A 22534-nucleotide genomic window follows, 5' to 3' on the forward strand; every position below is an offset into this window, starting at 1 on the left:
CCGCCGATGCTTGTCAAACTCCGGCGTGCGCCGGAATCCGCCCATCGGGCCCGTAGAAGTTGTTGGCCTTGCGCGGTACGTTCACCTGCAGCGCAGCCAGCGCGCGCTGGTTGTAATCCATCCGCACGCGGATCAACTCGCCATTGTTGGTATTGGCGCGCCGGGCGCGCTCGACGGCTTTTTGCAGCAGCGACCACTGCGCGGCGAGCCGCGCATCCGAGTCGGCCGCCAGTTCCATACCGGGCCAGCCGGCCGGCAAGCCCAGCTCGGCCAGTTGCGCGTCGCGCGCGGCTTCCAGGCGTGCGAGCACGCCAATCAGTTCAGTCTTCTTTTCAACGATCGGGGGCAGTTCTTCCAGCGCCGATGAAGAGGCCAGAACCTTGGACTCGATGGTCAGGATCGAGGCGAACGCCTCGACGGTCGAATATTCGTCGATGAGGGTGGCAAGCAGGGCGTCTTTCATCTCAGCAACTCGCTGGGCACGGCGGCTCGCGCATGATTCACGAGCCGGGTTGGTCGAACGCCGCCCGGCATTTCACCGCACTTCGCTGTGCCGCTCAATGGCCGGTCGACGAGGTCTTGTTCTGCAACAGGTCGCGCGCCGTCTGCAGCACGCCGTCGGCGATCTTGCCGGAATCGATCTGCAGCGTGCCGTCCTTGATAGCCTGCTTGATCGACTCGACGTGTGCCGTGTCGATGTCGGCCGAGCCGGACGCCGCGAGGCTGCGCAGATGCTGCGACAGACCCGACAGGCTGACGCTCGCGTCGCCCGAACCGCTGGCCGTCGCGGCCGTGGTCGTGGTCGCGGTCTGCGCGGTGCCGGCCGCAGAGGCTGCATCGCTCTGTTGCGAGCGGGACAGGGCGTCTTTCAACGTCGGCAGATTCGAATTGGTTGTGGAATCGACTTTCACGATTGGCTTCCTGAACGATTTGATCCTGATAACGGCAACCGCTGATCAAAACTTTAGCGCAATCGCTCCACGTCGGACGTTGCTTTTCCACGCGATCCGTCCCCTTCGATACCGCCGCCGCCAAGGCCGGTCCCGGCGTGTGGCGCAGGGCGGTCCGCCCGTTCACAGTTGAATCTCCACGGTCGCGCCATCCTTGACGATGCCCGAGATGACCTGCCCGTTCGCGGTTTTCACCCGCACCTGCTGGCCCGGCGACGCGTTGTTCATCGCGCTGCCTTCGGCCGAGATCGAGAAGCCGTCGCCGGCAGCCACGACCCGCACCGTCTGGCCGATCGCGACCGCGGACGCGCTCTTGAGCATGTCGCGGCGCAGCGGCATGCCGCCCGCGATCCGCACGAGCGAGACCGAGCCGACCGCCTGCGAGGGATCGGTGACGATCGCTTGCGGCAGGCCGGTCAGGTCGCCGTCGCGCGCGACGAGGTCGGCGGCGGTGAGCACTTCGCCCGGCGCCATGGCGCGGGCGGCGAGGTAGTAGGTGGCATGCAGCGAGACGCGCGCCTGCAGGTAGATGGTCCACGGACGCTCGCCCGCGCAGCGCACGCCGACGGTCATGCGGCCCCACAGGCGGGCGCCCGTCGGCATGAACGGCTCGAGCGCGGCGCAGGCGCTCAGGCCGCGGGGAAAGGCCGCCGCGACGGTGATGTCGATCTTGCCGGGCAAGCCCGCCGACTGCTGCTGCAAAAAGGCCAGCGCGGCGGCGTGAATCGCTTCGGCGTCCTGCTGGCCGGGCAGCGTCGCCGGCTGCGCAAGCGCGGCGGCCTGCATATATTTCTGCGCGACGGCGGGCGCCGGCTGGCGCACAGCCGGCGTTCTGGCGATCACGGGGCGGCTCGGCATCGCGGCGGCCGCCGGCGCGAGCGGCTTGCCGTTCGCGCCGAATTGCGGCGGCTCGCCGCGCGATGCGAGGCTGTCGAAACCGCTGCCTTGCGGCGCGCCAGCGTCGACCGGCTGGACGGCGGCCGAGGCCGTCGCGGACGCAGGCGTCACGATGACCGGCATGACCGCGCGCGAAGGCGGCGCGACATTCACGCGCGCCACGTTCGCCGACGCGCCGGCATTGCCCGGCGCGGGAATCGTCACGACGCCGTTGGCGTTCGGTTTGAAGTTGGTGCGGATCATCGCCGGCGCCGCGGTGGGTTCGTTCGCGCCCGGAATGACGATCGCGCCGCTCGTGCCGGCGGCGCGCGTGAACGGATCGGCGTCACGCGGCGCGGGCCCGCGTCCGATCGATTGCGCCGTGGCGGCGGCGAGCGAGGTGGCCGAAGCCGCACGCTGCGACGGCGTGCGCATCTGCTGCGCGATATCGGCGAGCGCGCCGGGATTCTGTTCGGCGGGTCCCGGAATCACGATCGGGCCGCCCGCTTCCTGTGCCTGACTCGTGCCCGGCAGCAGCACGATGCCGCCCGCGACCCACAGCGCCACGCTCACTACCACCCGCGTCAAAACACGCGATGCGGCGCGCATGGCAAGGCGCGGAGCCAGCCGTATGACGCGCGCCGGCCGGCCGGCACGCAGCGAAGAAGCGACTGCGGCCGCCTCTGCGGATGCACGCGAGGACGCACCCGGGCGATGCGCCGCCGCGCGGCTCGCACGCTGCGTCAGATCGGAAGTGGGCTGCTCCATCGTGGTTCTCCATCGAATGCATCGGTACGCCTTGCATTCTAGTGAGCGCCCCCGTCGCGCAAACGTTGAATAGAAGCCCCCTTTCCCGGTTATTCGTCCGATTGCCGCTTGCGTTCGGCCCATAAGATGCACCTCATGCAAAAAGGCCTTCCCGGTCGATGCGGCCCGCGAGCGGCGCGGCGACGGGAAGCCTCGGGAACCCTCTCGGGAGATTTCTATGCTGGACAAACTCGATGCCGAATTCGCTTTCGGCCGCCAGGCGCTGGATGTGCGCGCTTACCGGCAGGAGCTGCTGTCGTCGAATATCGCCAATGCCGATACGCCGGGCTACCGGGCGCGCGACGTCGATTTCGCGTCGTCGCTGGCCGGCGCGCTGAAGAAGACGGGCGGCACGGCCGCCGGCCAGGGCGCGTCGAACAGCTCGACGCTCGCGATGACGCAGCCGGCCGGTGTGACGAGCGGTATGTCGATGGTGTCGACTGAGCCGGGCCACATGGCCGGCAAGGCGACGCTCACCGCGACCGGCGGCGCGCCCGACGACTACGGCAACCTGCAATACCGGATTCCGACGCAGCCCGCGCTCGACGGCAACACCGTGGATATCGACACCGAGCGGGTCCAGTTCGCCGACAACACGCTGCACTTCGAATCGGGCATGACGGTGTTGTCGAGTCAGATCAAAACGATGCTGGCGGCGATCACGTCGGGTTCATAACAGCACACGCAGCAACAGACACAGCAGCAAGCACGAACAAATCGCTACGGGACTTAACTTGAGGCCGGCTCGAACCGGCAGGAGAGGTCAGGAAACCATGCCATCCCTGATGAATATTTTTGGTGTTGCCGGCTCCGCGATGTCCGCGCAGTCGCAGCGGCTCAACGTGACGGCGTCGAATCTCGCCAACGCGGACAGTACCACCGGCCCGGACGGCCAGCCGTACAAGGCCAAGCAGGTCGTGTTCGCGGTGAACCCGCTCGGCGGCGCGCGCTCGGGCTCCGGCCAGCAGGTGGGTGGCGTGCAGGTCACCGGCGTGGTCGATGACCCGTCGCCGATGAAGACCGCGTACGAGCCCGGCAATCCGGCTGCCAATGCGGACGGGTACGTCACGCTGCCCAACGTCGACCCGGTGCAGGAAATGGTCAACATGATCTCGGCTTCGCGCTCCTATCAGGCCAACGTCGAAACGCTGAACACGGCCAAAACCCTGATGCTGAAAACGCTCACGATCGGAACCTGAGGAGACCGCCTTGACCACTAGCACCACGATCGGCAGCAACGGCACGACCGTTTCGCAAACGCTGCTCGACACCATGAACGGCACGAACAGCAGCACGAGTTCGACCAGCAGCACGTCCGGCACGTCGGCCACCGATTTGCAGAACACCTTCCTGCAACTGCTCGTCGCGCAGTTGAAGAACCAGGACCCGACCAATCCGATGGACAGCTCGCAGATGACCTCGCAGCTCGCACAGATCAGCACGGTGCAGGGCATCAGTCAGCTGAACACGTCGCTGAGTTCGCTGTCGACGCAGCTCTCGGCGGGCCAGCAATCGCAGGCCGCGCTGCTGATCGGCTCGACCGTGCTCGCGCCGGGCAACTCGATTTCCGTCGCGAGCGGCAAAGCCGGCGCGTTCGGCGTCACGCTCGCGAACGACGTGAGCGATCTGCAGGTCGTCGTGAAGAACTCGGCCGGCACGATCGTCAACACGATCGATCTCGGCAAGCAGTCCGCCGGCACGATTCCGGTCGGCTGGACGCCGACGGACACAGCGGGCAACGCGCTGCCCGACGGCACCTACACGATCACCGCGATGGGCGCGATCAACGGACAGCAGGCGACCGCCACCACGCTGACCGGCGCGACGGTGGAAAGCGTCGTCACGCAGAGCTCCGGCACGGCGGGCCTCGTCCTGTCGAACGGGACGACGGTCGGCTTGACCAGCGTCGCCGCGATCCTCTGATTCAGAACAATTCGGTTACGACTTTCCAGATACGGAGAACGTCATGGGTTACCAGCAAGGTTTGAGCGGTTTGTCGGCGTCGTCGAGCGATCTCGACGTGATCGGCAACAACATCGCCAACGCCAACACGGTCGGCTTCAAGAGCGGCACCGCCGAATTCGCCGACATGTACGCCAATTCGATTGCGACCGCGGTGAACCAGCAGATCGGGATCGGCACGAAGCTCGCGGAAGTGCAGCAGCAGTTCTCGCAAGGCACGATCACCTCGACCAATCAGGCGCTGAACGTTGCGATCAACGGCAACGGCTTCTACCAGATGAACAACAACGGCACGCTGACCTATTCGCGTAACGGCGTGTTCCAGCTCGACAAGAACGGCTTTATCACCAACGCGCAAGGCCTGCAACTGATGGGCTACGCCGCGAGCAACGGCGGTGTGATCAACACCGCGCAGACCGTGCCGCTGCAGGTGCCGACCGCGAACATCGCGCCGACGGCGACCACCACGATTGCCGCCGGTCTGAACCTGAACGCGCAGGACGACCTGATGCTGGGCACGCCGGCGGTGACGCCCGGCACGATCGGCGGTACGCAGAGCACGCCCACCGTGGCGATCACCAACGCGGCCTCAGGCACGAACGCCGACGGCTACACGATCACCTTCGACGGCGCGGGTGGGTACACGGTCAAGGATACGACGCTCAACACCACGACGACCGGCACCTACACCGCGGGCACCGCGATCCCGCTCGGCAACGGCCAGACCATAACGTTCGGCTCCGGCACGCCGGCGGCCAACGACAGCTACACGATCGCGCCGACGCCGGTCGCGTTCAACCAGAACAGTTCGTCGACGTACAACTACTCGACCAGCACGACGGTCTACGACACGCTCGGCGGCTCGCAGCAGGTCAACATGTACTTCGCGAAGTCGGCGGCCGGCACGTGGAACGTCTACGCGGGCACCTCGACCGGTACGGCGACGCTGGTCGGCCAGGCGAACTTCAACTCATCGGGCACGCTGCTTGGCACGAGTCAGGCTGTCCTGCCGCTCACGACGCCTCCCACGTTCACCGCGACCTCGACGCCGTACACGTTCAACCTCTCGATCCCGACCACCGACGGTTCGTCGACGCCGCAGAACATCACGCTGAACATCGCGGGCACCACGCAGTACGGCGGCAAGGACGGCGTGAACAGCCTGCAGCCCGACGGCTATGCGGCGGGCCAGTTGACCGGCTTCACGGTGGCCGCAGACGGCACGCTGACCGGCAACTATTCGAACGGCCAGACCTCCGCGCTCGGGCAGATCGTGCTCGCGAACTTCGCGAACCAGAACGGCCTGATCGATCTCGGCAACAACGAGTACGGCGCGACCTCGGCATCGGGCGTCGCCCAGATCTCCACGCCGGGCTCGACCAACCATGGCGTGCTGCAAGGCGGCGCGGTGGAAAACTCGAACGTCGATCTGACGAGCGAACTGGTGAATCTGATCACCGCGCAACGCAACTATCAGGCGAACGCGCAGACGATCAAGACCCAGCAGACCGTCGACCAGACCCTGATCAACCTGTAAGCGACCGGGACCCCATCATGGATCGGCTGATCTACACCGCGATGTCGGGCAGCGCCCAGGCGCTCGAACAGCAGGCGATCGTCGCGAACAACCTCGCGAACGCATCGACCACCGGCTTTCGCGCGCAGTTGGAGACTTTCCGTGCCGTGCCGATGTCGTTCGGCGACGGCAGCTCGATCAACGACAACACCACCCGCACCTTCGTGCTGTCGTCGACGCCGGGCGCCGACTACACACCAGGGCCGATCCAGCAGACGGGCAATCCGCTCGACGTGGCGATCCAGGGACCGGGCTGGCTGTCGGTGCAGACCGCCGACGGCAACGAGGCTTATACGCGCGCCGGCAATCTGCACGTCGACGAGAACGGGCAACTGGTGAACGCCACCAACCAGGTGGTGCTCGGCAACGGCGGGCCGGTGTCGGTGCCGCCGGGCGCGGAGATCACGATCGGCAAGGACGGCACGGTGTCCGCGTTGACGCCGGGCGATCCGCCGACCGCGGTGGTCACGGTCGATCAGCTGAAGCTGGTGAATCCGGACCCGCAAACCATGACGCGCGGCGACGACGGTCTGTTTCGGACCGCCGACGGCAACCCCGCCGACGCCGATCCGGCCGTCACGCTGGCGCCGGCGTCGCTCGAAGGCAGCAATGTGAATCCGGTCAGCGCGATGGTTGCGATGATCACCAACGCGCGGCAGTTCCAGATGCAGACCAAGCTGCTCGAGAACGCCGACAAGAACGATCAGTCCGCCAACCAGTTGCTCAGCTTCAGCTAACGGATTGCCCCGGCATAGCAACCATGTTGCATGGGACCGGAGTAAGCGCTAAAGCGCTAGCTCCGGTCGACACAGGAGAACATAAGTGAATCGCTCGCTCTACATCGCCGCTACCGGCATGAATGCGCAACAGGCGCAGATGGACGTGATCTCGAACAACCTCGCGAACGTCAGCACCAACGGCTTCAAAGGCTCGCGCGCGGTGTTCGAGGACCTGCTGTACCAGACCATCCGCCAGCCGGGTGCGAACTCGACGCAGCAAACCGAACTGCCGTCCGGCATCCAGCTCGGCACCGGCGTGCAACAGGTCGCCACCGAGCGTCTGTACACCCAGGGCAACCTGCAGCAGACCGGCAACTCGAAGGACATTGCGATCAACGGCGCAGGCTTTTTCCAGGTGCAGATGCCCGACGGCACCACGGCCTACACCCGCGACGGCTCGTTCCAGACCAACGCGCAGGGACAGCTCGTGACGTCGAGCGGCTATCAGGTGATTCCGGCCATCACGATCCCGACCAACGCGACGTCGCTCACGATCGGCAGCGACGGCGTGGTGTCGATCACCGTCGCCGGTTCGACCAACAGCCAGCAGCTCGGCTCAATGCAGGTCGCCACCTTCATCAACCCGGCCGGCCTCGACGCGAAAGGCGAGAACCTGTTCTCGGAGACGGCTTCGTCGGGTGCGCCGAACATCGCGCAACCGGGCCTGAACGGCGCCGGCACGCTGAATCAGGGCTACGTGGAAGCATCGAACGTCAACGTGGTTCAGGAACTGGTGAACATGATCCAGACTCAGCGCGCTTACGAAATCAATAGCAAGGCCGTGACCACCTCCGACCAGATGCTGCAGACCCTCAGCCAGATGCAGGTTTGAGGGACTGGGAATTAAAGGCGGTAATCCAGATGTCGTACTTCACTCGCATTCCGGTTCATTCGCGCACCGCTCAGGCGCTCGTGCAGCTCACGCTGCTCGCGGCCCTGGGTGGCTGCGGCCTCGTGCCCAAGCAGCCGATCACGCAACAGCCGATGACGGCCCTGCCACCGGCTCCGCCGCCGCCGCCGGTGTCGGGCTCGATCTACAACCCGGGCTACGCGGGCCGGCCGCTGTTCGAAGACCAGCGTCCGCGCAATGTCGGCGACATCATCACGATCGTGATTGCCGAAAACATCAACGCGACCAAGTCGTCGGGCGCCAATGCGAACCGCGCCGGCAGCACGAATCTCGCGGTGCCGACCGCGGGCTTTCTGAGCGGCCTGTTCGCCAAGGCCAATCTGAGCGCGAACGGCGGCAACGTGTTTTCGGGCACCGGCGGCGCGAACGCGTCGAATACGTTCAACGGCACGATCACCGTCACGGTGACGGGCGTGCAGGCGAACGGCAACCTGATCGTCAGCGGTGAAAAGCAGATGCTGATCAACCAGGGCAACGAATTCGTGCGCTTTTCCGGCGTGGTGAATCCGAACACGATTTCCAGCCTGAACGCCGTGTACTCCACCCAGGTGGCCGACGCGAAAATCGAGTACTCCGCGAAGGGCTATATCGACGAAGCGCAGAACATGGGCTGGCTGCAGCGCTTCTTCCTCAACGTGTCGCCGTGGTGATCATGCGTACCGTCTCCCTTCGCCGCGCAGCCCGCGCCGTTCTTGCCGCCGCCCGGGCCGCCGTGGGCGTCACCGCCCTGCGCGCCGGCCGTGCGCTCGCGCTCGTCGCGCTCGCCTGCGCGGCGCTGCCGGCCGCCACGCCCGCGCATGCCGAACGCCTGAAAGACCTCGTGCAGATCCAGGGCGTGCGCGACAACCCGCTGATCGGCTACGGCCTCGTGGTCGGCCTCGACGGTACCGGCGACCAGACCACGCAGACGCCGTTCACCACGCAGACGCTCGCCAACATGCTGGCGAACCTCGGCATCTCGATCAACAACCAGGCGGCGGGCTCGAGCAACTCGCAGTCGTCGCTGTCGAACATCCAGTTGAAGAACGTCGCCGCCGTGATGGTGACGGCGGTGCTGCCGCCGTTCGCGCGGCCGGGCGAACAGATCGACGTCACCGTGTCGTCGCTCGGCAATGCGAAAAGCCTGCGTGGCGGCACGCTGCTGCTCACGCCGCTCAAGGGCGCCGACGGCCAGGTGTACGCGCTCGGTCAGGGCAATCTCGCGGTCGGCGGCGCCGGCGCCAGCGCCAACGGCAGCAGGGTGCAGGTCAATACGCTGGCAGCAGGTCGCATCGCTGGCGGCGCGATCGTCGAACGTGCGGTGCCGACTTCGGTGTCGCAAGCGGGCACCATGCAGCTCGACCTGAACGAGATGGACTACGACACCACGCAACGCGTCGTCGCGGCGGTCAACAACGCGTTCGGCGGCCGCACCGCCACCGCGCTCGACGGCCGCACGATCCAGTTGCGCGCGCCGAGCGATCCGGAGCAGCAGGTCGCCTTCATGGCGCAATTGCAGAACCTCGACGTGAGGCCCGCGCAAGCCGCCGCGAAGGTGATCCTGAACGCGCGCACCGGCTCGATCGTGATGAACCAGATGGTCACGCTGCAGAACTGCGCGGTCGCGCACGGCAACCTGTCGGTGGTGATCAACACGCAGCCGGTGGTGAGCCAGCCGGGCGCGTTCTCGAACGGCCGCACCGTGGTCGCGCAGCAGTCGCAGATCCAGATGAAGCAGGACAACGGTGCGCTGAAGCTGGTGAGCGCCGGCGCGAATCTCGCCGATGTGGTGAAGGCGCTCAACGCACTCGGTGCGACGCCCGCGGATCTGATGTCGATCCTGCAGGCCATGAAGGCGGCGGGCGCGTTGCGCGCCGACCTGGAAATCATCTAAGGAAGACGCCAGATGAATTCGGATACGACCAATACCGCAAACGACCTGACCAGCCGGTTCGCACTCGACGTGCAGGGCTTCGCGAGTCTGAGCGCGCAAGCCAAGGCCTCGCCGCAAGCCGGCATGAAGATGGCCGCGCAGCAGTTCGACGCCGTGTTCACGCAGATGATGCTCAAGAGCATGCGCGATGCGACGCCGCAAGACGGCCCGTTCGATTCGCACGACAGCGCGACCTTCACGTCGATGATGGATCAGCAGATGTCGCAGCAGTTGTCGAAAAAGGGCATTGGCGTGGCCGACGCGATGCTCAAGCAGCTGATGCGCAACCAGGGCATGCAGACGGGCGGTGGCGCGGGTGGCGCAGGTGGCGCAGGTGGCGCGGGCGGCTTCGCCGGCATGGCCAACGCGTTGGGCGGCAGCAGCGGCGGCGATGAAGGTCAGACCGCCGCGCTCAACGCGCTCGCGAAGGCCTACGGCAACGCGCAGGCCAACGGTCAGCTGGCGATGGGCAGGGGCTACTCGGCCAATAGCGCATTGACGCCGCCGTTGCGCGGCGACGGCAGTTCGCCGAAGGTCGACGCGTTCGTCGACAAGCTCGCGGCGCCGGCCCAGGCCGCGAGCGCCGCGACCGGCATTCCGGCGCGCTTCATCATCGGCCAGGCCGCGCTCGAATCGGGCTGGGGCAAGAGCGAGATCAGGAAGACAGACGGTTCGACCAGCCACAACGTGTTCGGCATCAAGGCGAGCAAGGACTGGACCGGCAAGACCGTCTCGACTGTCACGACCGAATATGTGAACGGCAAGCCGCAGCGCACCGTCGAGAAATTCCGCGCGTACGACTCGTATCAGGAAGCGATGACCGATTACGCGAACCTGCTCAAGGGCAATCCGCGTTACGCGCAGGTGATCAATTCGTCGCGCGACGTGAACGGCTTTGCCAACGGCATGCAGCGTGCAGGTTACGCGACCGACCCGCATTACGCCAAAAAACTGATGTCGATCATGCAGAAGATGGGCTGATCTGCCGTCAATGCAGTCACGCAGTCATGCAGCGCCATGCCGGCCGGTCCACCCGCGAGAGGTCCTTGCGTTTTAACGTTTGCGGCAAATATTTCATTAAAGCCCCTAAATTTTGGCTGGATGCTGCCGCTAATCAGTTAAGACCCGATACCGGAAAAGCATCATAACGTCCGGTTGAATGCGTGCGTCGCGGCTTCGATTGGGGCCGCGCGAAAGCTCCGGCAGGAGCCCTGGCACGCGCCCGCAAGAACATGCATACCGGCAAGCCCATGGATATGAACCAGTCGAATGGCCAGACCGACACGCACGGCCAGCCGCACGCCCCGCAAGACGATAGCGCGCCGAATTTCGGCCGCCGCAATCCGCTGGAGATCGGCGTTCAGTTGCGCAATCTCGTCAATCGCCGCGATTTCCTCACCGTCGAATATGCGGGCGGCCAGCTCGTGACGCGCCTGCTCGACGTCGACGTGCGCGAACGCACCTTCACCTTCGATTGGGGCGCGTTGTCCAATCAGAACGCGGGCCTGCTGGCCGCGCCGCGCTGCAAATTCCACGCGGCGCCGGACGGCGTGCGCGTCGAGTTCGCAACCGCGACGCCGCGCGAGACTCGCTTCGAAGGACTGCCCGCGTTCGAGGCCGACTTCCCCGAAGTGCTGTACTACGTGCAACGCCGCGAGTATTTCCGCGTCGATGCGCCGATTCTCGATCCGTACATGTGCAGCGGCCGTCTGCCCGCGGGCGACACGTTCCGCTTCGAAGTGCACGACCTGTCGCTTGGCGGCGTCGGCATGCGCACCACGGACGAACGCGTCGCCGAATTGCCGATGGGCACGCGCCTGGAAGATTGCGAACTGTCGCTCGGCGCGCTCGGCCGGCTGTCGCTCGATCTGCAACTGGTGTCGCACCGCTCCACGGCGCTGCCGAACGGCACGCAGCGGTATCAACTCGGTTTCCGTTTTCTGACGCTGCCGGGCAGCGCCGAAAACACGCTGCAACGTCTGATCACGCAGCTTGAAATGAAGCGCCGTTCGCTGGTGCGTTGAGCGAATGCGGGGCGGGCAGGCGTTGATCCGGGCCTCGCTCGCTTGCCGCGTGAGAAGCAGGGCCGGGCAGTTCGTCTGAAAGAGCGCAGCGCAAAGCACGCAAAGAGGCGCGCGAGAAGTCGCACCGCCGCCGCGCCCGGCGCGCCTCGCAAACGTTGCAACAAAGTCGCGCAGACATCGCAATGGCCCTCAATTTTTCTCACGGTGGGCCGTTAAACAGACTGTTCAAGTAACGTGGCGGCATGTCTGCGGTGTCGCCCTTCAGGATGACGCATGTCCAGCAATCTCTTAACCATCGGCCTCAGCGGACTCAATGCAGCCCAATGGGGTTTGACGACGACCGGCGAGAACATCAGCAACGCGTCGACGCCCGGCTATTCGATCGAGACGCCGGTCTATGCGGAGACCGGCGGCAGCTACACCGGTTCGGGCTATCTGCCGTCGGGTGTGTCGACGACCACCGTGCAGCGCCAGTACAGCCAGTACCTCGCGACCCAGCTGAACAATGCGCAATCGTCGAGCAGCGCGCTGTCCGCCTATAACACGATGATCACGCAGCTGAACAACCTGGTCGGCAGTCCGACCGGGGGGATCGCGAGCGCCATCACCGGTTACTTCACGGGCTTGCAGAACGTCGCCAACGGCGCGTCCAGCATCTCGACGCGCCAGACCGCGATGAGCGATGCGCAGACGCTCGCGAACCAGATCAACGCCGCCGGCGAGCAGTACGACCAGTTGCGCTCGAGCGTCAACACGCAGCTGAGCAACGCGGTCACGCAGATCAACAGCTATACGCAGCAGATCGCCCAGTTGAACACGCAGATCACCGCGGCGAGCAGTCAGGGCCAGCCGCCGAACCAGTTGCTCGACCAGCGCGATCTGGCCGTATCGAACCTGTCGCAACTGATCGGCGTGTCGGTCGTGCAGAACAACGGCGGCTATAGCGTGTTCATGTCCAACGGACAGCCGCTCGTGTCCGCCGGCAACAGCTTCAACCTCGGCACGGCGACGTCCGCCAGCGACCCGAGCGAACTGTCGGTCCAGTATCTCGGCCAGGCCGGCGCGAAGCCGGCGCCGACGCCGCAGACGTTGTCCGACACCAATGTGTCCGGCGGCACGCTCGGCGGCCTGCTGCAGTTCCGTTCGCAGACGCTCGACCCGGCCGAAGCACAACTCGGCGCCATCGCCACCAGTTTCGCCGCGCAGGTGAACGCGCAGAACGAGCTGGGCATCACGCTGAACGGCACCGCGGGCGGCGCGCTGTTCACGGTTGGCTCGCCCACCGTGATTGCGAATGCGCAGAACACCGGCAATGCGTCGCTGAGCGTCTCGTTTGCCGACGCGACGCAACCGACCACCGGCGACTACACGCTGTCGTACAACGGCACCGCCTACACGCTGACCGACAATTCGACCGGCAGCATCGTGGGGTCGGCGGCGAACCTCACCAATCCGATCGGCGGCCTGCAATTCTCGGCTGCCGCCGGCACGATGAACGCGGGCGACTCCTTTTCGGTTCAACCGACGCGCGGCGCGCTGAGCGGCTTCGCGCTGACGACCACGTCGGCGTCGGCGATCGCGGCCGCGGCGCCGGTGCTGGCTTCGGCTTCCGCATCGAATACCGGCAGCGCGGCGATCACGCAGGGCACCGTGACGGCAGGCTATAGCGCACCGACCACGGCGTCGACGATCACCTATACCGCCGGTACCGGCCTGACCGGTTTCCCGGTGGGTTCGGTGGTGACGGTGGCTGGGCCGCCGTCGTCTTCGATCACGATCAGCTCGGCCACGACCGCCGTGCCGTACTCGCCGAGTTCGGGTGCGACGCTGACGATCACCAACCCGTCCAACCTGACCAACGCGGCCAGCCCCGGCATCATGAACGGGGTGACGGTCACGCTCAGCGGCACACCCTCGGACGGCGACTCGTTTTCGATCGGACCCAATACCGGCGCGAGCAACGACGGGCGCAACGCGCAACTGCTGTCGAACCTGACCACCGCGCAGGTGATGTCGGGCGGCACGTCCACGTTGACGAGCGCGTATGCGAGCTACGTGAACCAGATCGGCAATCAGGCGAGCCAGGTGCAGACTTCGAGCACCGCGCAGGCCTCGCTCGTCACGCAGATCACCGCCGCGCAGCAGTCCGTGTCCGGCGTCAATATCAATGAGGAAGCAGCCAACCTGCTTCAGTATCAGCAGCTCTATCAGGCCAACAGCAAGGTCATCCAGACCGCGCAGACCCTGTTCCAGACGTTGCTCGGCATCTTCTCGTAAGGCGTGAACCATGCGTATCTCCAGCTCGCAATACTTCAGCATGAACGTCGAGACAATGAGCAACCAGCAGGCTCAGTTGTCCCAGATCTACCAGGAAATCTCGAGCGGCACCAGTCTGAGCACCGCCGCCGACAATCCGCTCGGCGCGGCCCAGGCGGTGCAGCTGAGTTCGACGGCGACAGCGCTGTCGCAATACTCCACCAATCAGAACGCCGCGCTGTCGTCGCTGCAGGCCGAGGATTCGACGCTCACCGGCGTGCTCAGCACGCTGCAAAGCGTGAACACCCTCGCTCTCAGAGCGGGCGACGGCGGCTTGAACGACGCCAACCGCAGCGCCATCGCGGCTCAGCTGACGACCCTGCGCGACCAGTTGCTGACCTACGCCAATGCGACCGACGGCGCGGGCAATTCGCTGTTCTCCGGGTTTCAGAACTCCACCAAGGCGTTCACGACCGATGCAAGCGGCGCCGTCGTTTATGCGGGCGACACCGGCACGCGCACCGTGCAGGTCACCGACAGCAACCAGGTGGCAACGGGCGACAACGGGCTTGCGGTGTTCATGAGCGTCGGCGCGAGCAATGCGCAGCCGATCGCGGCCGGCAGTTCGGCCAACACCGGCACCGGCGTGATCGGTTCGGTGACGGTCAACGATCCGACCAACACCGCGAATGCGGACTCGTACCAGATTGTGTTCAGCGGCAGCGGCTCGTCGCTGACCTACGCGATCAACGACACGTCGAAGACCCCGCCGGTTGCGGTGGGCACGCCGCAACCGTACACCGAAGGCGCCGACATCACGATCGGCGGGCAGACGGTCGCGATCACCGGCACGCCGGCCGCGAACGACACCTTCACGGTCAAGCCGGCCAATCAGGCGGGCACCGATGTGTTCGCGAACCTGAACGCGATGATCAGCGCGCTGCAACAGCCGGTGACGGGTAACGCAGCGGCGACGGCCAACCTGCAGAACGTGATGAACACCGGTCTGAGCCAGTTGGGCAACACGCTGAACAACGTGACCACGGTGCAGGCATCGGTCGGCGGCCGCGAGCAGGAAGTGCAGGCGCTGCAAGCCGTGACGCAGACCAACTCGCTGCAAACGCAGAGCAGCCTGGACGACCTGACCTCGACCGACATGGTGTCGACGATCAGCAAGTACACCATGCAGCAGGCGGCGTTGCAGGCTTCGCAGCAGGCGTTCGTGCAGATCCAGAACATGTCGCTGTTCCAGTACATCAACTGATGCACGAACCGCAGCAGAAAATGAAAAAACCGGCGCGAGCCGGTTTTTTTATGCCGTGAGTCCCGGCGCGGACGGTCTGCTGCTGAGCCGTGGCGTTATCGCAAGCCCGCCGCGACGCGCCCCATCTCGTCGATGCCGCCGTCGAACAGCCGCACGAAGAATGGGATCATGTTCGGCAGCATCAGTTGCACCAGCAGCAAACCGACCAGCATCGTGAGCGGAAAGCCGATCTGGAACACGCCGATCTGAGGCGCGGCGCGATTGAGAATGCCGAGCGCGAGGTTGGCGATCAGCAGCGCCACCACCACCGGCAGCGACAGCAGCAGGCCCGCCGCGAAAATCGAGCCGCCCCAGTTGGCGAGCGTCTGCCAGCCGTGCGGCGCGAGCAGATTCGCCGACACCGGCACCGACTGAAACGTCGTCACCAGCGCGGCCAGCATCTGCAAATGACCGTCGACGGAGAGAAACACCAGCATTGCGATCGTCGTCATGTAGCGCGAGATCACCACGCCCGAACCGGTCGCCTGCGCGTCGAAGAAGGTCGCGAAGCCGAGGCCCATGCCGAGGCCGATGAAGTAGCCGGTTGCGTCGATCGCCTGGAAGACGATCTGCATCGTCACGCCGAGCGCGATGCCGATCAGGAACTGATTGACGAGCACCCACACGCCGGCAGCGGAGAATACCGTGACTTGCGGCATCGCACCGATGGTCGGCGCGACGATGATCGTGGTGAAGGCGGCGAGGCCGATCTTCACACGGGCGGGCATCGACGCGTTGCTGAACACCGGCGCGGTGGCGATCAGCGCGGCGATCCGCGCGAACGGCCACAGGAACGCGGTCAGCCAGCCGTTCAGTTGAGCGTAAGTGACCGTGAACATGGCGAGGGGAGTGGCGGTGCGCCGCTCAGTTGACGAGCGTCGGAATGCTGGTGAGCGTGTGACGCAGGTAGTCGAGCATCGTCGTCAGCATCCACGGGCCCGCGATCACCATCGTGACGGCGATCGCGAGCAGTTTGGGAATGAACGAGAGCGTCGACTCGTTGATCTGCGTGGCCGCCTGGAACAGACTCACCACGAGGCCGACGACCAGCGCGACCAACAGGAGCGGGGCGGCTAACAGCAGGCCGACATACATTGCCTGGTGGGCCAGCGTCATGACTGCTTCAGGTGTCATGGTGAGTGCGCCAAAAAATGCGGGTTAAACGAAACTCTGTGCGAGCGAGCCGAGCAGCAACTGCCAGCCGTCGACCAGTACGAACAGCATCAGCTTGAACGGCAGCGAGATGGTGGCGGGCGACACCATCATCATCCCCATCGACATCAGCACGCTCGCCACCACCATGTCGATGATGAGGAACGGGATGAAAATCGTGAAGCCGATCGTGAAGCCGGTCTTCAGTTCGCTGGTCACGAACGAGGGCACGAGGAGCGACAGCGGCACGTCTTCCGGACCCTGCATCGGCGCCGCGTGCGAGATGCGCGCGAACAGCGCGAGATCGCTCTCGCGGGTCTGGCGCAGCATGAACGTCTTGAACGGCGCGACGCCGCGCGACACCGCCTGGTCCATCGAGATCGTGCCGTCGGAAAACGGCTTGTAGCCTTCGTTATAGGCCTTGTCGAGCACCGGCGACATCACGAACAGCGTGAGAAACAGCGCGAGACCGACCAGCACCTGATTCGGCGGCGTGGTGGTCGTGCCGAGCGCCTGGCGCAGCAGCGACAACACGATGATGATGCGCGTGAAGCTCGTCATCATCAACACCATCGCCGGGAGGAACGACAGCATCGTGAGCAGCAGCATCGTCTGCACGCTCAGCGAGTAGGTGGTGCCGCCGTTCGGGCCGGGGCTCGTGTTGAACGCCGGCAGGCCGGCGGTTTGCGCGAACGACAGCGTCGGCAGCGCGAGCATCAGCGCGGGCACGACGAGGGGCAGCGCGAGCGGCGCGACACGGCGCAATACTTTGAGCGCGGCTTGCGCGGCGCCGTGAGCCGGGGCGGGGCGCGCGTCACGCAGCGACGAAACGCTGACTTGCATGGAACTGAACTGCATTACCGATCCCCGCCGCCGTGCGCGTTGAAACGTTTGCCTACTTCACCCTTCAAAGCGTCGCGAAAGCGTTGAGCGAAGGTACCCGGCAGCGGTGCGCGAGCAGCGCCGCTTTGCGGGGCCGGGACGGCGACGCTATCGGGCGTGGCGGAGCCCGCGGGCATCGTATGCAGGAGACGCACGTTGCCGGGCGCCGCGCCGAGCACGAGCCACGTGTCGCCGATCTCGACGACTGCGACGCGTTCCTTGCCGCCGAGCGACGCGCCGCCGACGGTCTTCACGAGCCCGCCGCGCTGACCCGGCTGCAGGCCGAAGCGGCGCGCGAGCCACGCGCAGCCGAACACCAGGCCGATCACGACCAGCAGGCCGACGACCGTTTGCAATACCGCGCCGACGCCGAGCGCCGGAACAGACGAGCCGGCGCCGACACCCGAGGCGATGCTCGCGGCGTTGTTGACCGCGTTCATGTCGGCGGCGTGCGCCGACAGGGGCACGGCGAGCGCCGCCGTGGCGACCACGCCGGCGCGAAGCAGGGCTTCGCGCGAAGCGTTCAGCACGGCGCGAGCGGTCAAGCGTTTCATCGATTCAACTTCCGGATGCGTTCGGACGGCGTGATGATGTCGGTCAAACGGATGCCGAACTTGTCGTTCACGACCACCACTTCGCCCTGGGCGATCAGGCAGCCGTTGACCAGCACGTCCATCGGTTCGCCGGCGAGGCCGTCCAGTTCCACCACCGAGCCCTGCGCGAGTTGCAGCAGGTTGCGGATCGCGATCTTGGTGCGGCCGAGCTCGACGGTCATCTGGACCGGAATGTCCAGGATCATGTCGATGTCGTTGCGCGTCGAGGTCGGCTCGACTTTCGACAGCGGCTGGAACACGCCGGCCGTCGTCGCGCTGACTTCGGCGTTGTCGTTCTGCTCGGCGAGCGCGCTGGCCCAGTCGGCCATCGCGTCTTCGTCCTCGGCGCTCGCCGCGCCGGCGGCCAGTTGCGGCTCACCGGCGGCCAGTTCGGCCTCGGGCTTTGCGTTCAGGTCACTCATATCCACCTTCCTTCATCGTGTCGGCTGCGCTGATCATTTTCTGGACCCGCAACGCGTACTGACCATTGAAAATTCCGTAGCCGCATTCCATTACCGGCACGCCGTCGACTTTCGCCGTGATGCGCTCGGGGATGTTGATCGGCAGAACATCGCCTTTGCGCATGTTCAAGATCTGTTCGAACGTGACCGGCACCTGCGCGAGGTCGGCGGTCAGTTCCACTTCCGCCGCCTGCACCTGCTGCGACAGCACCCGCACCCAGCGGCGGTCTATGTCCACCGCCTCGCCCTGGATCGGCGAAGAAAGGATGTCGCGGATCGGCTCGATCATCGAGTACGGCATGCAGATGTGCAGCGTGCCGCCCGTCGTGCCGAACTCGATCGAGAACTGCGTGACGATCACGATTTCATTCGGCGTCGCGACGTTGGCGAACTGCGTGTGCATTTCCGAGCGCACGTATTCGAACTGCAACGGCCGCACGCTTTTCCACGACGCCGCGTAGTGCTCGAACGTCAGATTGAGCAGCTTCATGATGATGCGCTGCTCGGTCTGCGTGAAGTCGCGCCCTTCGACGCGCGTATGGAAGCGTCCATCGCCGCCGAACAGGTTGTCGACCACGAAGAACACGAGGTTCGGGTCGAACACGAACAGCGACGTGCCGCGCAACGGCTTCACGTGGACCAGGTTCAGGTTGGTCGGGATCGGCAGGTTGCGGGTGAATTCGCTGTACTTCTGCACCTTCACCGGACCGACGGAGATTTCCGCCGAACGCCGCATGAAGTTGAAAATGCCGACGCGCAGCAGACGCGCGAAACGGTCGTTGATGATTTCGAGGCCGGGCATCCGGCCGCGAACGATGCGTTCCTGCGTCGCGATGTTGTACGGGCGTACGCCCGTGCGGTCGCTTTGCTCGGCTTCCGAGTCGGACTCGCCGGTGACGCCCTTGAGGAGGGCATCGACCTCCTCCTGGGACATGAACTCTTCGTGGCCCATTGCTTATTCCTCGTGCGTCCCGTGGCGGTTGATGATGGCAGTGCTAGATAGCGTCACTGAGCGTCACTGCACGACGAATTCGGTGAACAGCACGTCCTGCACGTGGATCGGCGCGGCGCCCTTTTCGGTCGGCTGCGCGATCAGCGTCTTGAGCTCTTCGGCGAGCGCGCGCTTGCCTTCCAGCGGCGCGAGCTCGTCGGGGTGCTTGTTCGAGAGCGCGAGCAGGATGTGGCTGCGCACTTCCGGCATATGCTCGGTGAGCTGCTGCTGGGAGGCGGCGTCGGCGAGCCGGAGCGTGAGGCCGATGCGCAGGAAGTGCTGCTGGCCGTCGTCCGATTGCAGGTTGACCGTCATCGATTCGAGCGGGAAGAACAGCGGCGCCGCGGGCTGCGTCGGCGCGGCTTCCGCTGAGCTCGCGGCTGGCGCGCGCTTGGACATGAAGAACCACACACCCGCGCCGGCTGCGCCCGCGGCGACGATCGCAATGAGGGCGATCAGGATGATGCGCTTCAAGGGGCCCGGGGAGGCGGGCGCGGCTTGCTGGTTTGCGGTCGTGGATGCCATGTGGTTTGCTTTGCGTGCCTTTAGTGCTGGTGAGGGTGATTGTTGTTGATTTGCGCCTGGATCGATGGGTCGAAAAGAAGGGGGATTGCGGGCTATCTCTGGTTTTTGGGTTGTTTTTAGCCTGGGGGTTTGGGCTGTTTGCCTTCGGTGTTGGCCTTTCCTTGAGTTCGCGGTGGTCTATTGGCGTTGCCCCTGTGCGGGGCGGCACCTACTTTCTTTGTCCCCCAAGGGGACTTCCTTCGGGGCGCAGCCGCAAAGAAAGTAGGCAAAGAAAGTAGGCAAAGAAAGCGGCTCCAAACCGCCAGCTCATAAGCGGGTCCCCTGGCTTGGAGGGGGCAGTGGTGCATCTGGAATCTGTGTTCCCGCACACTCCGCGTCAGTGACAAGGCAGTCATTCTTCCGGCGACGCTGCGCGCGCCGACGCGGTAGTTCATCGAACCGTCTGTGTGCTCAGAGTCGCTTGAATCGAGATCTCTTAGGAGGCTTTCAAGTCAAGAAAAGCGGGAGCCTCCGCGCGCATGCAATTGCCCCGCGAACCGCCGCAGGTCGCATGGGAAGGCCGCCTTGCGGACAGGTGTCAGGTGTCAGGTGTCAGGCGAAAGTATCGACCAGCCCAACCTTGCGCTTCACCGCGACGTTGGCGACCGTGTCTATCGCGTCCGATGTGCCGCCGCCAAATGATCCGCCGCTGCCGCCGGATTTGCCGCCCGAGCGGCCCGAATCGGCGTTCTGTTGCTGGCCGCTGCTCTGGCGCGCGAAGCCGTCGCTGACGCTCGCGCTGCCCAGCCCGATTCCGTTCGATTCCATCGCCTCGCGCAGCTTCGGTAACGCCGCCTCGACCGCCTCACGTACCGATTGATGCTGCGAAACGAACAGCGCATGCGCGTGGTTGTCGGCTACCTGCAACACGACTTGCAGCGGGCCCAGGTCCTTCGGGTTCAGCGTCAGTTCGGCACTCTGCGAATGCGCGTTCGACAGGAACACCACCTTCTGGCTCAGCGCATCCTCCCAGTCGGTCGTGCCGACCTGCGGCGCCAGCGCGTTCGCCGCTTCCGCCGCGCTCGCGGTGCCCGTGCTTTGGGCGGCGGCCGTCGTTGCGGCGCTTGCTGCGGCTTGGGTGGCGGCCAGCGCCGCAGTCGCTGCGTCGGCCGCGCTCTTGAAGGACGAGAGGTTGTCGGTCTGAGCGCCAGCAGCCGTGGCCGTCAGCGTCTCGACCGCCGATCTGGCCGCCGCGGCCGGGTCGGTCAGCGTCGTCGGCGCAGCCGTCGCCGTCGTGGCGCCCTTCGATGCGTTCGATCCCTTGCCCTCGCCGAATAGGCCGCTCGCGAGCGACTTGCCGTCCGCCGAGCCGTTCAGCCCGCCGTTCGCGCTCGCCGCCGTCGCGGCGTTCGCTGCCGCGCCGCTCGCCAGCGCCTGCGCCGGCACCGTGCCCTGGCCGCTCGCCAGTGCGGCGAGCGCCGCCTGCAATGCGTCCTGCAACGACTTCGGATCGGTTGCGGTGGTTTTCTTGCCCGCCGCCAAGCCGGGTGTCGTGGTAGTGGCCGTGCCGGTCAGCGCGGCCGAGGCGTCGGCCAGGGCCGTGGCGGGATCGGTGGTCGTCGCGGTGCTGTTCGCGTCGGCTTGGGCTTGCGCCTGAGCCTGGGCTTGCGCGGCGGCGGCCGCTGCAGCCGCGCCCGCATCGGCCGGCGTCGTGTTGTTGCCAGACTTTGCCGGCGTGGTCGGGGTTTTGCCGTTCGACGCCTGCTGCGCGTGATCCGGGGATGTCGCGGATGACGCCGCGTTCGTCGGATCGTCGCTGCTGCTCTTCGCGTCGTTTGCCTGTTGCGTGGCGGAATCGGCCGGCGGCGCGTCATGCACGCTCGACGATGCCGCCGATGACGACGAATCCTGCTGCTGGCTCGCGTTCTGCGCGGCCGCGTTGCTCTGCTGGTCGATGCTTTGCTGCAAGGTTTGCGAGAACGGGCTGGCGCTCGCCGCGGCGGCCATCGCCGCACTGGTCGATGAGTTGCCGGCGGAGCCGAGCAGCGAACCGATCTGGGAGCCGATCTGTGAAAGAAGCGACATAAGGAATCCTGTCAATCTGTCATACGGGTGGTCGATGAGACGAGGCGACGCTCGCCCGGGTCAGATGCCTTCGGCGCGCATGCGCAGAATCCGCGCGGCGAATTCGTCGGCGTCGCGCTGATCGCGCCGCGCGACGGTTTTTGCTTCGGCTGCTTCGCCGCGCGCCTGCAGCACTTCGTACGAGCCGAGCTTCTGCTTCTGGCGCTGCCAGTCGGGCTTCGCCGCCTCGACGCGCGCGGTGGCCGTCGCGAGCAGATTGCGCTGCTGGTCGATGGCGGCGTCGAGCGTGTCGATGAACGCCTGGAAGTTACGCATGTTGCCGGCGGGCATGCCGCTCTGGGCGGTCGTCGTGAAGCGCGAGTGGTATTCGTCGCGGTATTGCACGAGCGCATCGAGCTGCCCCTCGACGTCGTTGCGCTCGCGCTGCGCGCGGCCCAGACGCTGCGCGGCGGCGTCCACATCGTCCTGCGCGAGGCCGATGAGTGTCTTGATCGGAAAGTGTTTCGCCATC

Annotated in this window: 24 protein-coding genes; 12 read left to right on the forward strand and 12 right to left on the reverse strand. The window is 65.7% G+C overall.

The window, feature by feature from the left end:
• Positions 1–13: 13 nt before the first annotated feature.
• The 3 genes from PQQ53_RS02665 to flgA all read right to left on the reverse strand — a co-directional run bounded on the left by PQQ53_RS02665 (position 14) and on the right by flgA (position 2594).
• Entirely contained in the window at positions 14–463 is a 450-nt protein-coding gene (locus PQQ53_RS02665; RefSeq protein WP_408152776.1) for a flagellar protein FlgN, read from the reverse strand.
• Between the two features lie 94 nt (positions 464–557).
• Complete coding sequence (gene flgM, locus PQQ53_RS02670) at positions 558–911, reverse strand: flagellar biosynthesis anti-sigma factor FlgM (RefSeq protein WP_408323228.1); 354 nt, start codon at positions 909–911, stop codon at positions 558–560.
• 162 nt (positions 912–1073) lie between these two features.
• Entirely contained in the window at positions 1074–2594 is a 1521-nt protein-coding gene (gene flgA / locus PQQ53_RS02675; protein ID WP_408323229.1) for a flagellar basal body P-ring formation chaperone FlgA, read from the reverse strand.
• Positions 2595–2811: 217 nt separating this feature from the next.
• Here flgA and flgB point away from each other — a divergent pair, with 217 nt between their 5' ends.
• From flgB to flgL, 12 genes are all read left to right on the forward strand, one after another.
• Entirely contained in the window at positions 2812–3309 is a 498-nt protein-coding gene (gene flgB, locus PQQ53_RS02680; RefSeq protein WP_121316004.1) for a flagellar basal body rod protein FlgB, read from the forward strand.
• Positions 3310–3406: 97 nt separating this feature from the next.
• Positions 3407–3832: a flagellar basal body rod protein FlgC gene (flgC, locus tag PQQ53_RS02685; RefSeq protein WP_042327114.1), complete on the forward strand. Its 426-nt coding sequence runs from the start codon at positions 3407–3409 to the stop codon at positions 3830–3832.
• Between the two features lie 10 nt (positions 3833–3842).
• Positions 3843–4556, forward strand: a complete 714-nt coding sequence (locus PQQ53_RS02690) for a flagellar hook assembly protein FlgD (RefSeq protein WP_408323230.1) — start codon at positions 3843–3845, stop codon at positions 4554–4556.
• A gap of 43 nt (positions 4557–4599) precedes the next feature.
• On the forward strand, positions 4600–6132 hold the full coding sequence (locus PQQ53_RS02695) for a flagellar hook protein FlgE (RefSeq protein WP_408323231.1): 1533 nt from the start codon (positions 4600–4602) through the stop codon (positions 6130–6132).
• Between the two features lie 17 nt (positions 6133–6149).
• Entirely contained in the window at positions 6150–6908 is a 759-nt protein-coding gene (gene flgF, locus PQQ53_RS02700) for a flagellar basal-body rod protein FlgF (protein ID WP_408140193.1), read from the forward strand.
• Between the two features lie 85 nt (positions 6909–6993).
• The gene (gene flgG, locus PQQ53_RS02705) at positions 6994–7782 is read left to right on the forward strand and encodes a flagellar basal-body rod protein FlgG (protein WP_121316000.1); all 789 of its coding nucleotides are present in this window, start codon (positions 6994–6996) and stop codon (positions 7780–7782) included.
• A 29-nt stretch (positions 7783–7811) separates the two neighbouring features.
• Positions 7812–8510 (forward strand): flagellar basal body L-ring protein FlgH, encoded by a 699-nt coding sequence (gene flgH / locus PQQ53_RS02710; protein ID WP_168662493.1) that lies wholly within the window; start codon positions 7812–7814, stop codon positions 8508–8510.
• A 2-nt stretch (positions 8511–8512) separates the two neighbouring features.
• Complete coding sequence (locus tag PQQ53_RS02715) at positions 8513–9733, forward strand: flagellar basal body P-ring protein FlgI (RefSeq protein WP_408323232.1); 1221 nt, start codon at positions 8513–8515, stop codon at positions 9731–9733.
• A 12-nt stretch (positions 9734–9745) separates the two neighbouring features.
• Complete coding sequence (gene flgJ, locus PQQ53_RS02720) at positions 9746–10753, forward strand: flagellar assembly peptidoglycan hydrolase FlgJ (protein WP_408323233.1); 1008 nt, start codon at positions 9746–9748, stop codon at positions 10751–10753.
• A 275-nt stretch (positions 10754–11028) separates the two neighbouring features.
• Positions 11029–11796 (forward strand): flagellar brake protein, encoded by a 768-nt coding sequence (locus PQQ53_RS02725; protein ID WP_494477697.1) that lies wholly within the window; start codon positions 11029–11031, stop codon positions 11794–11796.
• A 273-nt stretch (positions 11797–12069) separates the two neighbouring features.
• Entirely contained in the window at positions 12070–14073 is a 2004-nt protein-coding gene (gene flgK, locus PQQ53_RS02730) for a flagellar hook-associated protein FlgK (protein ID WP_408323234.1), read from the forward strand.
• 10 nt (positions 14074–14083) lie between these two features.
• Positions 14084–15316, forward strand: coding sequence for a flagellar hook-associated protein FlgL (flgL, locus tag PQQ53_RS02735; RefSeq protein ID WP_408140204.1), 1233 nt, complete (start codon positions 14084–14086; stop codon positions 15314–15316).
• A gap of 95 nt (positions 15317–15411) precedes the next feature.
• On the opposite strand, the gene fliR is transcribed toward flgL, so the two are convergent.
• From fliR to fliJ, 9 genes are all read right to left on the reverse strand, one after another.
• Positions 15412–16194 carry a flagellar biosynthetic protein FliR gene (gene fliR / locus PQQ53_RS02740; RefSeq protein WP_408140206.1) on the reverse strand — a complete coding sequence of 261 codons (783 nt, stop codon included), beginning with the start codon at positions 16192–16194 and terminating at the stop codon, positions 15412–15414.
• Positions 16195–16219: 25 nt separating this feature from the next.
• Entirely contained in the window at positions 16220–16489 is a 270-nt protein-coding gene (gene fliQ / locus PQQ53_RS02745; protein ID WP_121315992.1) for a flagellar biosynthesis protein FliQ, read from the reverse strand.
• A 24-nt stretch (positions 16490–16513) separates the two neighbouring features.
• Positions 16514–17350 carry a flagellar type III secretion system pore protein FliP gene (gene fliP / locus PQQ53_RS02750; RefSeq protein ID WP_408152780.1) on the reverse strand — a complete coding sequence of 279 codons (837 nt, stop codon included), beginning with the start codon at positions 17348–17350 and terminating at the stop codon, positions 16514–16516.
• A 14-nt stretch (positions 17351–17364) separates the two neighbouring features.
• Positions 17365–17943, reverse strand: coding sequence for a flagellar biosynthetic protein FliO (gene fliO / locus PQQ53_RS02755; RefSeq protein WP_408323235.1), 579 nt, complete (start codon positions 17941–17943; stop codon positions 17365–17367).
• A complete protein-coding gene (gene fliN / locus PQQ53_RS02760) occupies positions 17940–18404 on the reverse strand; it encodes a flagellar motor switch protein FliN (RefSeq protein WP_408140217.1) in 465 nt (154 codons plus the stop codon). The genes fliO and fliN overlap by 4 nt, the downstream gene beginning before the upstream one ends.
• A complete protein-coding gene (gene fliM / locus PQQ53_RS02765; protein ID WP_408140219.1) occupies positions 18397–19395 on the reverse strand; it encodes a flagellar motor switch protein FliM in 999 nt (332 codons plus the stop codon). The genes fliN and fliM overlap by 8 nt, the downstream gene beginning before the upstream one ends.
• A 63-nt stretch (positions 19396–19458) precedes the next feature.
• Entirely contained in the window at positions 19459–19959 is a 501-nt protein-coding gene (fliL, locus tag PQQ53_RS02770) for a flagellar basal body-associated protein FliL (RefSeq protein WP_408140221.1), read from the reverse strand.
• 591 nt (positions 19960–20550) lie between these two features.
• Positions 20551–22023, reverse strand: coding sequence for a flagellar hook-length control protein FliK (locus tag PQQ53_RS02775; RefSeq protein ID WP_408323236.1), 1473 nt, complete (start codon positions 22021–22023; stop codon positions 20551–20553).
• Positions 22024–22083: 60 nt separating this feature from the next.
• Complete coding sequence (gene fliJ / locus PQQ53_RS02780) at positions 22084–22533, reverse strand: flagellar export protein FliJ (protein WP_408323237.1); 450 nt, start codon at positions 22531–22533, stop codon at positions 22084–22086.
• Position 22534 lies beyond the last annotated feature (1 nt).

Source organism: Paraburkholderia strydomiana (assembly GCF_046030495.1).
GTDB classification, from domain to species: Bacteria; Pseudomonadota; Gammaproteobacteria; order Burkholderiales; family Burkholderiaceae; genus Paraburkholderia; species Paraburkholderia strydomiana_A.